Genomic DNA, 13,731 nt, shown 5'->3' with positions numbered 1-13,731 from the left:
TGAAAATGGCAAAAGTTTATTATGAGAAAGATGTAACAGTAAATGTATTAAAGGAAAAGAAAGTAGCAATCATCGGATATGGCTCGCAAGGTCATGCACATGCGCAAAATTTACGTGATAACGGATTTGATGTAGTAGTAGGTTTAAGAAAAGGTAAGTCTTGGAATAAAGCGAATGAAGATGGATTTTCTGTATATACAGTAGCAGAAGCAGCGGAAAAAGCTGATGTAGTAATGATTCTACTGCCTGATGAATTACAACCAGAAGTATATGAAGCTGAAATTGCACCAAATTTACAGGCTGGAAACTCCCTCGTGTTCGCACATGGATTTAATGTTCACTTTGATCAAGTAAAACCACCAGCTAATGTAGATGTATTTCTAGTAGCGCCAAAAGGACCGGGGCATCTCGTACGCCGTACGTTCGCCGAGGGCGGGGCTGTTCCTGCATTATTTGCAGTATATCAAGATGCAACAGGAGTTGCGACTGAAAAAGCACTTTCTTATGCTGACGGAATTGGAGCAACGAGAGCTGGTGTACTAGAAACGACGTTTAAAGAAGAAACAGAAACAGATTTATTTGGAGAGCAAGCTGTACTCTGCGGCGGAGTGACTGCACTTGTAAAAGCTGGGTTTGAAACGTTAGTTGATGCAGGATATCAGCCTGAACTTGCATATTTTGAATGTTTACATGAACTGAAGCTAATCGTTGACCTTATGTACGAAGGTGGACTTGAAAATATGAGATATTCAGTTTCAGATACAGCGCAGTGGGGAGACTTCGTATCAGGACCACGCGTTGTTACTGAAGATACGAAGAAAGCGATGGGGGCAGTATTAGCAGAAATTCAAGATGGTACATTTGCAAGAGGCTGGATTGCAGAGCATAAAGCAGGAAGACCAAATTTCCATGCGACAAATGAGAAAGAGAATAAACATGAAATCGAAGTAGTTGGACGTAAATTACGTGAAATGATGCCTTTCGTACAGCCGCGAGTAAAGGTAGGGGTTAAATAATATGAAGCAGGTTTTGTTCATGGATACAACGCTTCGTGATGGCGAACAATCACCAGGAGTAAATTTAAATGAACAAGAGAAATTACAAATTGCTAGGCAATTAGAGAGGCTTGGTATTCATGTAATGGAAGCTGGATTCGCGGCAGCTTCCGAAGGTGACTTTCAATCGGTAAAACGTATTGCGAATACAATTCAAAATGCTACGGTTATGAGTTTAGCTAGAGCGAAAGAAAGTGACATTCGAAGAGCATATGAAGCTGTGAAAGGTGCTGTATCTCCTCGTCTACACGTATTTTTAGCTACGAGTGATATTCATATGAAATATAAACTTTGTATGTCAAAAGAAGATGTGTTAAATAGTATTCATCGCTCGGTTACGCTTGGAAAATCATTATTTCCGACAGTACAATTTTCTGCAGAAGATGCGACAAGAACAACAAGAGATTTTTTAGCTGAAGCAGTAGAAGTTGCGATTCGTGCAGGAGCGAATGTAATTAATATTCCAGATACAGTTGGATATACGAATCCGGAAGAGTATTATTCTCTTTTTAAATACTTACAAGAATCCGTTCCATCATATGAAAAAGCGATTTTTTCTTGTCATTGTCACGATGATCTTGGTATGGCAGTAGCAAATTCGTTAGCTGCGGTTGAAGGAGGAGCATTGCAAGTAGAAGGAACGATTAATGGCATTGGAGAAAGAGCAGGGAATGCAGCGTTAGAAGAAGTTGCGGTAGCTCTTCATATTAGAAAAGATTTTTATAAAGCAGAGCCTTCAATGACTTTAAAAGAAATTAAGGCGACGAGTATATTAGTAAGCAGGTTAACGGGTATGGTTGTACCGAAAAATAAAGCAATCGTTGGAGCGAATGCATTTGCTCATGAATCGGGCATCCACCAAGACGGGGTTTTAAAAGAAGTAACAACTTATGAAATTATCGAACCAGCGCTTATAGGAGAATCTCAAAATCTCTTTGTACTTGGGAAACATTCTGGCCGTCATGCGTTTACGGAAAAAATGAAAGAGCTTGGTTATGAATTTACAAATGAAGAGCGAGATGCGGCATTCGAAGCATTTAAAAAATTGGCTGATCGTAAAAAGGAAATTACTGAAGAAGATTTACGCGCACTTATGCTTGGTGAAGCAGCATTTGCAGCTCAGCAATATAACATTACGCAATTACAAGTGCATTTCGTATCAAATAGTACACAATGCGCAACAGTTGTGCTGAAGGATGAGGAAGGAAATGTATATGAAGATGCAGCCACTGGTTCTGGTAGTATTGAAGCGATATACAATGCGATTCAAAGAATTTTAGGATTAGAATGTGAATTGGCAGATTATCGCATACAATCTATTACACAAGGTCAAGATGCACTTGCTCACGTTCATGTTGAATTAAAAGAAGGTAGTCACCAAATATCAGGTTTCGGAGTTGCGCAAGACGTATTGGAAGCGTCGGCGAGAGCTTATGTCCATGCAGCAGGGAAATTAAAATCTCTTATAGCGCTTGTGAAATAAATATTTGATAGGTGAGAGAAGCTTTCCTCACCTATCAAATTAAAGTTCTGAAAATTCAGTTAAAAGGAGTGTTAAAAATGGAAAAACGTATCGTTTGTTTAGCTGGTGATGGTGTTGGTCCAGAAGTAATGGAAAGTGCGAAGGAAGTATTGCATATGGTAGAAAGGCTATATGGACATCATTTTCATTTGCAAGATGAGTACTTTGGTGGTGTTGCTATCGATTTAACTGGGCAACCATTACCACAGCGAACACTTGCCGCCTGTTTAGCGAGTGATGCGGTTTTACTTGGAGCAGTAGGTGGACCAAGGTGGGATAGTGCGAAAGAAAGGCCTGAGAAAGGATTATTAGCATTAAGAAAAGGACTCGGTGTATTTGCGAATGTTCGCCCTGTAACGGTAGAAAGTGCAACTGCACATTTATCACCATTAAAAAACGCTGATGAAATTGATTTCGTTGTCGTTCGTGAATTAACAGGCGGAATTTATTTTTCTTATCCGAAAGAGCGAACGGAAGAAGTGGCGACAGATACACTTACGTATCATCGCCATGAAATTGAACGTATCGTTTCGTATGCTTTTCAATTAGCGAATAAGCGGAAGAAAAAAGTAACATCTATTGATAAAGCGAATGTTTTAGAGTCTAGTAAATTATGGAGAACTGTGACAGAAGAAGTAGCACTTCGCTACCCAAATGTGGAAGTAGAACACATTTTAGTAGATGCAGCAGCTATGGAATTAATTCGGAATCCAGGAAGATTTGACGTTATTGTAACGGAAAATTTATTTGGTGATATTTTAAGTGATGAGGCTTCAGTATTAGCTGGATCATTAGGAATGCTTCCATCAGCAAGTCACGCTGAAAAGGGGCCTTCATTATACGAGCCTATTCACGGATCAGCACCGGATATTGCGGGGAAAAATAAGGCGAATCCAATTGCGATGATGCGTTCTGTTGCAATGATGCTTGGGCAATCGTTCGGATTAACGAGAGAAGGATATGCAATTGAAGAAGCAGTTTCTGCAGTCCTTAAATCAGGAAAATGTACAGCAGATATCGGGGGGACTGAAACGACAACTTCATTTACAAAGGCAGTTATTCAAGAAATGGAAGAGCAAGCGTTAGTAGGGAGAGGAAGATAATGGGGAAAAGGTTACTAGATAAGCTTTGGGAAAGACATGTAGTTGCGACTAATGAAAATGGATTGGATTTATTATATATCGATCTACATCTTGTTCATGAAGTAACGTCACCGCAAGCCTTTGAAGGCTTGCGGCTTACAAATCGAACAGTCCGCAGACCAGATTTAACATTTGCAACGATGGATCATAATATTCCAACGAAAGATGTTTGGAATATTACCGACCGCATTGCGAAGCAGCAACTAGATACACTTCGGGAAAACTGTAAACAATTTCAGGTGCCATTAGCGGATATCGGAGATGAAGAGCAAGGGATCGTTCATGTAATAGGACCAGAACTTGGACTCACACAGCCAGGAAAAACGATTGTTTGTGGTGATAGTCATACAGCGACACACGGTGCTTTTGGCGCACTAGCGTTTGGTATTGGTACGAGTGAAGTGGAACATGTATTGGCAACGCAAACGTTATGGCAACGAAAGCCGAAAGCGATGGGCATTGAGTTAAAAGGAAAGTTACCGCAAGGTGTTTATGCGAAAGATATTATTTTACATCTTCTTTCAAAGTACGGAGTAGCAGTTGGAACAGGTTACGTAATGGAATTTTACGGAGAGGCCATTCATGCTATGGATATGGAAGAGAGGATGACGCTTTGCAATATGGCAATTGAAGGGGGAGCAAAGGCTGGCATTATTGCACCAGATGAAAAAACGGTTGCTTACGTAAAAGGGCGTAAATATGCACCGAAAGACTATGAATCTATTAAGAAAAAATGGTCAGAACTTTATACAGATTTAGATGCAGTTTATGATTTACATATTCTAGTAGATGTTACGGATTTAGCACCGTACGTTACGTGGGGAACAAATCCTAGTATGGGTGTTCGGATCGATGAGAAATTGCCAGAAAAGCATGATGCAAATGACGAAAGAGCGTTTTCTTATATGGGATTGAGTCCCGGACAAAGTACGTATGACATTCCAGTTCAACATGTTTTCATTGGATCTTGTACAAATTCCAGGCTTTCTGACTTAGAAATTGCTGCATCTGTCGTGAAAGGTAAAAAAGTAAAAGAAGGTGTGCGAGCACTTGTTGTACCTGGATCTCAAAGGGTAAGAGAAGCAGCGATGCATAAAGGATTACATCGCATATTTGAAGAAGCTGGATTTGAATGGAGAGAGCCCGGATGCTCAATGTGTCTAGGTATGAATCCAGATCAAGTGCCTGAAGGGGAACATTGTGCCTCTACGTCAAATCGCAATTTTGAAGGAAGACAAGGAAAGGGAGCACGAACGCATTTAGTTAGCCCGGCAATGGCGGCAGCGGCTGCGTTATATGGTCATTTTGTTGATATTAGAAAGGAGAGTTATGATGGAGCCATTTCGTATTCATAAAGGTACTGCCGCAGTACTGATGAATGATAACATTGATACAGATCAAATTATTCCGAAGCAATATTTAAAGAGAATTGAAAGAACTGGGTTTGGGAAGTTTTTATTTGATGAGTGGCGATATGATAATAATCGCCAAGAAAACCCTAATTTCCCGCTTAATGCACAAGAAAGAAAAGGAGCCAGTATATTAATCACAGGCGATAATTTTGGATGTGGCTCGTCAAGAGAACATGCTCCATGGGCACTTGCTGATTATGGTTTCCGCGTTATTATCGCTGGAGGATTTGCCGATATCTTTTATATGAATTGTATGAAAAATGGCATGTTACCGATTGTAATGGATAAAGATATGCGTGAACAACTTGCTAAAACAGATGCGAGAGAACAAATCACAGTTGATTTAGAAAATGAAATAATGACAACGAATACGCATAGATTCCATTTTACAATCGAGAGAATGTGGAAAGAGAAGTTATTAAATGGTTTAGATGAAATTAGTATTACAATGCAATATGAACAAGAAATAAAAGAGTATGAAAGAAAAGTGGCTTTACATTAAAAAAATGACGGAATATTAAAAATGTATTTACATTCAAAATTAACTGTTATATACTATGTGAAAATCAGAGGAGAAAGGGAGTAAGTATTATGAATATCGTGCAATCTATTACAATGCTTACACAACTACATCATCATACATGAAACCCTTGAACCTAGCGTGAAAACGTGTAGGTACAAGGGTTATTCCCGTTGTACCTACACTCTACTGAAGAGCCTTGTAGGTATTTTGTCTACAAGGCTCTTTTTATTTTCGGCTTAGGGGAATGAAATAGGCATACATTAGAAGGGGAAAGGTGTGAAAATTTAGATGACAAAATGGAAACGGGCAAATCCAAATGGAACGAGAGATTATTTATTCGAAGAATGTACGTTAATTGAAGAAGTAGAACAAAAATTAAGGCTTACTTTTTTAGAGAGAGGTTATGAAGAAATAAGAACACCTACAATTGAATTTTATGACGTTTTTGCATTTCAAAATAGACCGATAGATGAAGAGAAGATGTATAAATTTTTTGATGAAAAGGGAAGGATTATCGTTTTACGTCCAGATATGACAATTCCTTTAGCGAGAGTTATTGGAACACAGAGATGGGATACGCCACTTAAAGTGACGTATAGCGGGAATGTATTTCGAGCGAATGAATCCCATTCTGGAAAATATAATGAAATCGTACAAAGTGGTATTGAAGTTATCGGGATTGATAATGTAAGAGCTGAAATTGAATGTGTAATAAGTGTCATTCAAGCACTTCAAAAGTTGAAGGTGCAATCTTTTACAATTGAGATTGGGCAAGTACAGTTATATAAATGTATTGTAAAAAAACTCTCCATCCATGATGAAGAAGAAAGGGTACTTAGAACGTATATAGAAAGTAAAAATTATGCAGCCCTCTCAAATTTTATCGGAGAAAAGAAATTAAATCGATGCGATGAGACAGTAAGGTTACTTGAGAAATTGCCAAGGCTATTTGGAAATTTAGAAGTTATTGAGGAAGCAGAAAAGCTTGCTTCAAGTAATGAAATGAAAATGGCAATTGCAAGAATAAAAGAAATGTATGAAACAATTGAAACGTTAGGATATGGTTCTTACATATCAATTGATTTGGGCATGATTCAACACTTAGATTACTATACGGGTGTTATTTTCAAAGGATATATATATGAAATTGGAGAAGAAATCGTTAGTGGCGGAAGATACGATGAGCTAATTGGCAATTTTGGAGAAATGCTGCCAGCTGTTGGACTCGCGGTACAAGTAAATCAAATTGTGAAGGCGCTGCAAGAGCAGCAAGAACCATATGAACGAAATCAAATTGATATTGTGATTCATTATGAGTTAAATAGATTAGCGGAAGCAGAAAGGCTACGAAATTTACTTCGAAAGGATGGGAAAAATGCTTGGTTATCTCTATTCTCTAATTTAAGCGATACCTTTCAATTCGCAAGAAAAAATAAAATAGGAACGGTCGTTGAGGCAAAGAATGAATACTTAGTGGAATATGTATGGAATGAGAAATGGGTAGTCCAGAAAGAAGGAGAGGCTTCATGCGTAACATTCAAATTGCGTTAACGAAAGGAAGATTAGAAAAACATGTCATTCCACTTTTTGAGCAGATTGGAATTGATTGTTCCGAGCTCAAAAATAAAGGTCGGAAGCTTGTATTTCAAAGTAAAAATACAAATATTTCATTTATTTTACTAAAAGCGGTTGATGTTGCTACTTATGTAGAACATGGGGTAGCTGATATTGGCATCGTTGGAAAAGATATTTTAATGGAAAACGAGAAAGATATTTATGAAATGCTGGATTTAGGAGTGGGGATTTGTAAGTTTTGTGTTGCTTCTATTCCTACGTATAATCCGAAGAGTTACCGGAAGAAAAGAATCGCTACGAAATACCCACATATTACTTCTACTTATTTTCATGATAAGGGAGAGGATGTAGAAATTATTAAAATAGAAGGTTCTGTAGAGATCGCTCCTCTTCTTGGATTGGCAGATGCGATTGTAGATATTGTTGAAACAGGAAAAACATTACAAGAGAATGGACTCATTGTATTTGAGGAAATGTACTTTATATCGGCTCGGATGATTGTAAATAAGGCAGCCTTAAAAACTAAAAAAGACGAAATATTCAGTATTATAAATATGATGGAGCAAGAAATCTTATCAGGGAAATAGGAGGATTTAAAATGGAAATCATTTATGAAGACTTTAAGGAGGCATTATCTAAAATAAAAGTGCTAAGAGAAAACGCTAATATAATAGAAGAAACTGTTCAAAGAAGTGTAAGAGAAATCATTAGACATGTAAGGGAAGGGAATGATGAGGCTTTATCTTTCTATACAAAAAAGTTTGATGGTGTAGAGATGAAAGATTTTCGTGTAAGTGAAGAAGAAATACAGCAAGCGAGTATGTTTGTAGAGAATTCATTTTTAGAAGCTTTAAAAGAGGCGAAGAAAAACATTGTTTCGTATCACGAAAAGCAAAAGAAGTATTCAATCTTCGATTGTGAAAGTAAAGGCATAATTAGAGGGCAGCTCATTCGGCCATTAGAAAATGTAGGTGTATATGTACCAGGTGGGACAGCCTCATATCCTTCTTCAGTATTAATGAATGTATTGCCGGCGAAACTTGCAGGTGTGAAAAAGATTGTAATGGTAACACCGCCGAGGAAAGGGGGAATTGATCCTCATATATTAGCTGCTGCAAATCTTGCGGGAGTAGATGAAATTTATACGATAGGTGGCGCACAAGCAATTGCTGCTTTAGCATACGGGACGGAATCGATTCCGAAAGTGGATAAAATAGTTGGACCGGGAAATTTGTACGTCGCTCTAGCGAAACGAGAAGTATACGGGATAGTAAATATCGATATGATTGCTGGTCCATCAGAAATTGTAGTTGTCGCGGATGAAACAGGTAATGCAAAATATATCGCAGCGGATTTATTATCGCAAGCAGAGCATGATGAGAGAGCAACGGCGATTTGTATTACAACGAATATGGAACTAGCTAAAGAAGTAGAAAAAGAGGTAGAAAGACAGTTAGAAACGTTACCAAGAAGTGAAATTGCACGTGAATCAATAAATAGAAATGGAGCCATCTTTATCGTTGCTTCTTTAGAGGAGGCACTAAAGTTATCAAATAAAATTGCTCCAGAACATTTAGAGTTACATATAAAAGAACCGATGAATGCTCTAGATTATGTGAAACATGCAGGCTCTATTTTCCTTGGGCCATATGCACCTGAACCGCTCGGGGATTATTTGGCGGGACCGAATCATGTATTACCAACGAGCGGAACGGCAAGATTTTTTTCTCCGTTATCAGTCGATGATTTCGTGAAAAAATCAAGTTTTATTTCTTATACAGAGGAAGCATTAAAAAATGTACAGCATCATATTGTAGAGCTTGCAAATAAAGAAGGGTTACATGCACATGCGAGAGCAATCCAAATAAGGTTTGAGGAGGAAAAATAATGCGTCAGTCCAGTCAAGCACGTGAGACGACAGAAACAAAAATTAAATTAAGTTTGCAGCTTGATGAAAGTACGAGTGTATCTATTCAAACGGGGGTTGGTTTTTTCGATCATATGCTGACTTTATTTGCTAGACATGGAAGATTTGGATTGCAAGTTGAGGCAGAAGGTGATGTATTTGTCGATGCACATCACACCGTTGAAGATGTTGGAATTGTACTCGGAAATTGCTTGAAAGAAGCATTGCAAAATAAAGAAGGAATTAATCGTTACGGTTCCGCGTATGTACCGATGGATGAATCTTTAGGATTTGTTGCAATTGATATAAGTGGACGCTCATATTGTGTATTTCAAGGGGAATTAACAAATCCGAAGCTCGGGGATTTTGATACAGAATTGACGGAAGAATTTTTTAGAGCAGTTGCACATGCTGCCAATATTACATTACATGCGCGCGTTCTATACGGAAGTAATACACATCACAAAATTGAAGCATTATTTAAAGCTTTTGGTAGAGCGCTTAGAGAAGCGGTCGAAAAAAATGCCAACATTACTGGTGTAAATTCAACGAAAGGGATGTTGTAATTGATTGCCATTATAGATTATGGAATGGGAAATATTCGCAGTGTAGAGCAAGCATTAAAATATATTGAGGCAGAGTACATTGTAACGAGTGATAAAGAAGAGATATTGAGAAGCGATGGCGTGATTCTACCGGGAGTAGGTGCATTTCCGAAAGCGATGGAAGTATTAAAAGAAAGAGATTTAGTGTGTGTACTAAAAGAAGTTTGTGACATAGGAAAACCACTCCTCGGTATATGTTTGGGCATGCAACTTTTATTTGAACGAAGTGAGGAACTAAAAGATTGTAGCGGGTTAGGTTTACTACCAGGTGAAATTCGGAAGTTAAAAGTTTCGTATAAAATTCCTCATATGGGATGGAATGAATTAAGGAAGGAAAGAGAATTTCCGCTTTGGAATGGATTAGTGGATGGTTCTTTCGTGTATTATGTTCACTCATATTACGCGGATTGTCCAGATGAAATTGTATGCGGAGTAAGTGATTATGGAATGCAAATACCAGGGTTTGTCGCGAAAGGAAATGTATTTGGTGCACAGTTTCATCCAGAAAAAAGTGGCGAAATTGGCATGCAAATATTAAAAAATTTTCAAGGAGTGGTAGAAGCATGGAAATCTTCCCAGCTATCGATTTAAAAGAAGGGCGATGCGTTAGACTTTATCAAGGAGAGTTTAGTAAAGAAACGGTGATGAATGAAGATCCGGTAGCGCAGGCGATCATATTTGAAAAGCTTGGAGCGGAAATACTACACATTGTTGATTTAGACGGTGCAATTGCTGGCGAGTCGTTAAATTTGCCCGTCATTGAAAAAATCTGCAAGGCGGTACGTATTCCTGTGCAAGTGGGAGGAGGAATTCGTTCACTTGTAACGGTGGAGAAGTTATTGTCAGCAGGTGTAGAAAAAGTGATTTTAGGAACAGCAGCTCTTTATGATAAGTCATTTTTAGAGGAAGCAGTTCGTCTATATAAAGAGAAAATCATTGTTGGAATTGATGCGAAAAATGGTTTCGTAGCAACGAGAGGTTGGCTTGATCTGTCTGAAATTTCTTACGTTAGTTTAGCGAAACAAATGGAAAGTTTAGGTGTTCAAACGATTGTGTTTACAGACATTTCGAAAGACGGGACGCTTGCAGGTCCAAATTTTGAACAATTAGCGATACTTCAAAAAAGTGTGGGCATTCGTCTCATCGCCTCTGGAGGAGTGGCATCTATTCAAGATGTGAAAAAGTTAAATGATATGAATATATATGGTGTCATAATTGGAAAGGCGCTTTACGAGAAAACGATTGATTTAGAAGAAGTGTTACAGGTAACGAAGTTATGTTAGCGAAACGAATCATTCCATGTCTAGATGTGAAAGAAGGGCGAGTCGTAAAGGGTGTAAATTTTATAGGATTACAAGATGTCGGTGATCCGGTTGAAATAGCTGAAGCATATAACGAGGCAGGGGCAGATGAAATCGTATTTTTAGATATTACAGCGACTCATGAAGGAAGAAAAACGATTATAGATGTTGTAGAAAAAACAGCAGCTAAAGTATTTATTCCTCTTACGGTTGGCGGGGGGATTTCAAGTGTGAAAGATATGTACAATTTACTAAGAGCTGGAGCAGACAAAGTTTCAATAAACTCAGCGGCAGTGCGAAACCCGAAGCTTATAGAAGAAGGGACAGAACACTTTGGATCACAATGTATTGTCGTGGCAATTGATGCTAGAAAAGTAGCAGAAGGTAAATGGAACGTATACGTCAACGGCGGAAGAGTTGACACAGGAATGGATGCCATAGAATGGGCGAAGCGTGTTGTTAAACTTGGGGCAGGTGAAATTTTGTTAACGAGTATGGATGCAGATGGAACGAAAAGCGGATATGACCTTCGTTTAACAGAAGAAATTTCAAAAAGTGTTTCCATTCCAGTCATCGCATCAGGGGGCTGTGGTCATACGGATCACATTATAGAAGTTTTTCAAAAGACAACAGTTGATGCAGCGTTAGCGGCATCCATCTTTCATTATGGTGAGGCGACAGTGCAGAGTGTAAAGCGAAAATTAAGAGATGCAAATGTTGAGGTGCGGTTATGAAACCTAATTTTTCAAAAGGATTAATACCAGCAATTGTCATCGAAGAAGGTACGAAAGAAGTTTTAATGCTAGCTTATATGAATGAAGAAGCATATGAAAAAACGTTAGAGACGAAAAGAACATGGTTTTATTCTCGTTCGAGGCAGTCGTTATGGAATAAGGGGGAAACATCAGGGAATCTTCAATATGTGCAATCTTTATATTTAGATTGTGATCAAGATTCAATTGTTGTGAATGTGAAACAAGTAGGACCTGCTTGTCATACGGGAGAGAAGACATGTTTTCACTATCAAATTATATAGGGGGATACATATGGAAAATGCCTTTAAGTTGCTGTATAAAACAATTGAAGAACGAAAGGAAAGCCCACTTCCTGAATCGTATACAAATTATTTATTTTCAAAAGGAGAAGATAAAATTTTAAAGAAAATTGGTGAAGAGTGTGCTGAAGTAATTATCGCATGTAAAAATAATGATAAAGAAGAAGTAGTGAAAGAAATGGTTGATGTATTTTATCACTGTTTCGTTTTATTAGCTGAAAAAAATATTACATTGGAAGATGTCATGCGGGAGGTGAAAGAACGAAATGGAAAGCTTTCGAGAGTTGGGGATAGAAGGGAAATAGATACATTATAAGGGGGAATGTATATGAAAGTAGATTATCATCTTCACTTAGAAGAAGGACCGTATTCAATAGGATGGCTTGCTAAAATAAATGAAGCGCTGGAACGTTATGAACCGCTTCAAGAAAGGCATTCTATTGATTGGCTTATGAAAACACAAGAGCGTTTGCAAAAGCGTGTGAAGGAAGGGCCATTTACAACAGAATGGATGGACCTCTATTTAGAAGAAGCTGTGCGAAAAGGTATAACAGAAGTTGGGATTGTTGATCATTTATATCGTTTTCATGAAGCGAAAGGATATTATGAAAAATATGTAGATATTAGTGATTCTAAGCTCGGTCGTATACAGAAGGAATGGTTAGATCAAGTAAGGGTAGTTTCACTGTATGATTTTACAAAGGTCATTGAAGAGGCGAAAGAACGATGGAGTAAAAGAGGTGTCACACTTAAACTTGGAATTGAAGCGGATTATTTTATTGGTTGTGAAGGAGAGTTAAAAGAATTATTAGCGCTAGGAGACTTTGATTATATAATTGGTTCCGTTCATTTTCTAAATGGCTGGGGATTTGATAATCCAGATACGAAAGAATATTTTGAGAAGCATGACCTACGCGCATTATATGATATGTTTTTTAAAACAGTTGAGAGTGCGATTCGTACCGAGTTATTTGATATTATCGCTCATCTTGATAATATAAAGGTATTTAATTATCGATTGGATGAGAATGAACAGCTTTCTTATTATGAGGAAATTGCCTGTGCGTTAGTAGAAACGAATACGGCAACAGAAATAAATGCAGGATTATACTATCGTTATCCTGTTCGTGAAATGTGCCCAAGTCCACTATATTTACAAGTATTAGCTAAGTATGGTGTTCCAATTACGATTTCTTCGGATGCCCATTATCCAAATGATTTAGGGAATTATGTACAAGAAAATGTACAAACATTACTAGCTCACGGTGTTACTCAGGTTGCAACATTTACGAAGCGAGCAAGAGTAATGAGGTCGCTTGAAGAAGAAGTAACAAATTCAAAATGAAACGCAATTTTTTGATGAAAACCGTCCTTTTTGTTCAAAATAAGAAAGAATGAAAAGGAGGGTAAGAAATGGCGAAACAACAAAATAAACAAAATGTACAAGGTGCACAGCAACAAGCTTATACTTCTGAAACGAATGCTGAATCTCAATCGGTTATTGAGGAGCAAATTAGCGATACGGTTGCAGAAGGAACGATTGATGTGAAGCTTGGAAAAGAATCGCAGGAAAAAGCGTAAGAAAAGGGGAGAGTTGCATCTCCTCTTTTTTCATGGAAAAGTGTCGATTTTTAAA

At 37.9% G+C, this 13,731-nt stretch carries 16 protein-coding genes; all 16 read left to right on the top strand.

Annotated features, from left to right (window positions below):
• Positions 1-5: 5 nt before the first annotated feature.
• Positions 6-1,016, top strand: a complete 1,011-nt coding sequence (gene ilvC, locus D1166_RS00160; RefSeq protein WP_001151747.1) for a ketol-acid reductoisomerase — start codon at positions 6-8, stop codon at positions 1,014-1,016.
• 1 nt (position 1,017) lies between these two features.
• Complete coding sequence (gene leuA / locus D1166_RS00155; RefSeq protein WP_000815755.1) at positions 1,018-2,538, top strand: 2-isopropylmalate synthase; 1,521 nt, start codon at positions 1,018-1,020, stop codon at positions 2,536-2,538.
• Between the two features lie 77 nt (positions 2,539-2,615).
• Complete coding sequence (leuB, locus tag D1166_RS00150) at positions 2,616-3,680, top strand: 3-isopropylmalate dehydrogenase (RefSeq protein ID WP_000415384.1); 1,065 nt, start codon at positions 2,616-2,618, stop codon at positions 3,678-3,680.
• On the top strand, positions 3,680-5,074 hold the full coding sequence (gene leuC / locus D1166_RS00145) for a 3-isopropylmalate dehydratase large subunit (protein ID WP_000518102.1): 1,395 nt from the start codon (positions 3,680-3,682) through the stop codon (positions 5,072-5,074). Before leuB ends, leuC begins: the two co-directional genes overlap by 1 nt.
• Positions 5,052-5,633, top strand: a complete 582-nt coding sequence (gene leuD / locus D1166_RS00140) for a 3-isopropylmalate dehydratase small subunit (RefSeq protein WP_000433190.1) — start codon at positions 5,052-5,054, stop codon at positions 5,631-5,633. Before leuC ends, leuD begins: the two co-directional genes overlap by 23 nt.
• Before the next feature lie 309 nt (positions 5,634-5,942).
• On the top strand, positions 5,943-7,205 hold the full coding sequence (locus D1166_RS00135) for an ATP phosphoribosyltransferase regulatory subunit (protein WP_000170293.1): 1,263 nt from the start codon (positions 5,943-5,945) through the stop codon (positions 7,203-7,205).
• A complete protein-coding gene (gene hisG / locus D1166_RS00130) occupies positions 7,181-7,816 on the top strand; it encodes an ATP phosphoribosyltransferase (RefSeq protein WP_118043224.1) in 636 nt (211 codons plus the stop codon). Before D1166_RS00135 ends, hisG begins: the two co-directional genes overlap by 25 nt.
• 11 nt (positions 7,817-7,827) lie before the next feature.
• Entirely contained in the window at positions 7,828-9,117 is a 1,290-nt protein-coding gene (gene hisD, locus D1166_RS00125) for a histidinol dehydrogenase (protein WP_000402913.1), read from the top strand.
• Complete coding sequence (gene hisB, locus D1166_RS00120) at positions 9,117-9,701, top strand: imidazoleglycerol-phosphate dehydratase HisB (protein WP_001249951.1); 585 nt, start codon at positions 9,117-9,119, stop codon at positions 9,699-9,701. The genes hisD and hisB overlap by 1 nt, the downstream gene beginning before the upstream one ends.
• On the top strand, positions 9,702-10,331 hold the full coding sequence (gene hisH / locus D1166_RS00115; RefSeq protein WP_000560336.1) for an imidazole glycerol phosphate synthase subunit HisH: 630 nt from the start codon (positions 9,702-9,704) through the stop codon (positions 10,329-10,331).
• Complete coding sequence (gene hisA / locus D1166_RS00110; RefSeq protein WP_000402298.1) at positions 10,304-11,023, top strand: 1-(5-phosphoribosyl)-5-[(5-phosphoribosylamino)methylideneamino]imidazole-4-carboxamide isomerase; 720 nt, start codon at positions 10,304-10,306, stop codon at positions 11,021-11,023. The genes hisH and hisA overlap by 28 nt, the downstream gene beginning before the upstream one ends.
• Positions 11,017-11,775 carry an imidazoleglycerol phosphate synthase cyclase subunit gene (gene hisF, locus D1166_RS00105; RefSeq protein WP_000880110.1) on the top strand — a complete coding sequence of 253 codons (759 nt, stop codon included), beginning with the start codon at positions 11,017-11,019 and terminating at the stop codon, positions 11,773-11,775. Before hisA ends, hisF begins: the two co-directional genes overlap by 7 nt.
• Complete coding sequence (gene hisI / locus D1166_RS00100; protein WP_000803961.1) at positions 11,772-12,077, top strand: phosphoribosyl-AMP cyclohydrolase; 306 nt, start codon at positions 11,772-11,774, stop codon at positions 12,075-12,077. Before hisF ends, hisI begins: the two co-directional genes overlap by 4 nt.
• 10 nt (positions 12,078-12,087) lie before the next feature.
• Complete coding sequence (gene hisE / locus D1166_RS00095; RefSeq protein ID WP_000426357.1) at positions 12,088-12,411, top strand: phosphoribosyl-ATP diphosphatase; 324 nt, start codon at positions 12,088-12,090, stop codon at positions 12,409-12,411.
• Positions 12,412-12,423: 12 nt separating this feature from the next.
• Positions 12,424-13,440, top strand: coding sequence for a histidinol phosphate phosphatase domain-containing protein (locus D1166_RS00090; protein WP_000861846.1), 1,017 nt, complete (start codon positions 12,424-12,426; stop codon positions 13,438-13,440).
• A 68-nt stretch (positions 13,441-13,508) separates the two neighbouring features.
• Positions 13,509-13,676, top strand: coding sequence for a YozQ family protein (locus tag D1166_RS00085; protein ID WP_001118880.1), 168 nt, complete (start codon positions 13,509-13,511; stop codon positions 13,674-13,676).
• Positions 13,677-13,731 lie beyond the last annotated feature (55 nt).

Origin of the sequence: Bacillus sp. ISO11, assembly GCF_003458115.1 — a bacterium.
Lineage (GTDB): Bacteria > Bacillota > Bacilli > Bacillales > Bacillaceae_G > Bacillus_A > Bacillus_A cereus.
The sequence above is the reverse complement of the archived record's forward strand: the minus strand, read 5'-3'. Positions and strand labels throughout refer to the sequence as shown.

What these genes read in the sequence shown, in the direction of transcription:
- hisE (WP_000426357.1), top strand. Translation starts at nt 12,088, where the DNA reads ATGGAAAATGCCTTTAAGTTGCTGTATAAAACAATTGAAGAACGAAAG.
- ilvC (WP_001151747.1), top strand. Translation starts at nt 6, where the DNA reads ATGGCAAAAGTTTATTATGAGAAAGATGTAACAGTAAATGTATTAAAG.
- leuD (WP_000433190.1), top strand. Translation starts at nt 5,052, where the DNA reads ATGGAGCCATTTCGTATTCATAAAGGTACTGCCGCAGTACTGATGAAT.
- hisI (WP_000803961.1), top strand. Translation starts at nt 11,772, where the DNA reads ATGAAACCTAATTTTTCAAAAGGATTAATACCAGCAATTGTCATCGAA.
- hisF (WP_000880110.1), top strand. Translation starts at nt 11,017, where the DNA reads ATGTTAGCGAAACGAATCATTCCATGTCTAGATGTGAAAGAAGGGCGA.
- leuC (WP_000518102.1), top strand. Translation starts at nt 3,680, where the DNA reads ATGGGGAAAAGGTTACTAGATAAGCTTTGGGAAAGACATGTAGTTGCG.
- hisA (WP_000402298.1), top strand. Translation starts at nt 10,304, where the DNA reads ATGGAAATCTTCCCAGCTATCGATTTAAAAGAAGGGCGATGCGTTAGA.
- hisD (WP_000402913.1), top strand. Translation starts at nt 7,828, where the DNA reads ATGGAAATCATTTATGAAGACTTTAAGGAGGCATTATCTAAAATAAAA.
- D1166_RS00135 (WP_000170293.1), top strand. Translation starts at nt 5,943, where the DNA reads ATGACAAAATGGAAACGGGCAAATCCAAATGGAACGAGAGATTATTTA.
- leuB (WP_000415384.1), top strand. Translation starts at nt 2,616, where the DNA reads ATGGAAAAACGTATCGTTTGTTTAGCTGGTGATGGTGTTGGTCCAGAA.
- D1166_RS00090 (WP_000861846.1), top strand. Translation starts at nt 12,424, where the DNA reads ATGAAAGTAGATTATCATCTTCACTTAGAAGAAGGACCGTATTCAATA.
- hisB (WP_001249951.1), top strand. Translation starts at nt 9,117, where the DNA reads ATGCGTCAGTCCAGTCAAGCACGTGAGACGACAGAAACAAAAATTAAA.
- D1166_RS00085 (WP_001118880.1), top strand. Translation starts at nt 13,509, where the DNA reads ATGGCGAAACAACAAAATAAACAAAATGTACAAGGTGCACAGCAACAA.
- leuA (WP_000815755.1), top strand. Translation starts at nt 1,018, where the DNA reads ATGAAGCAGGTTTTGTTCATGGATACAACGCTTCGTGATGGCGAACAA.
- hisG (WP_118043224.1), top strand. Translation starts at nt 7,181, where the DNA reads ATGCGTAACATTCAAATTGCGTTAACGAAAGGAAGATTAGAAAAACAT.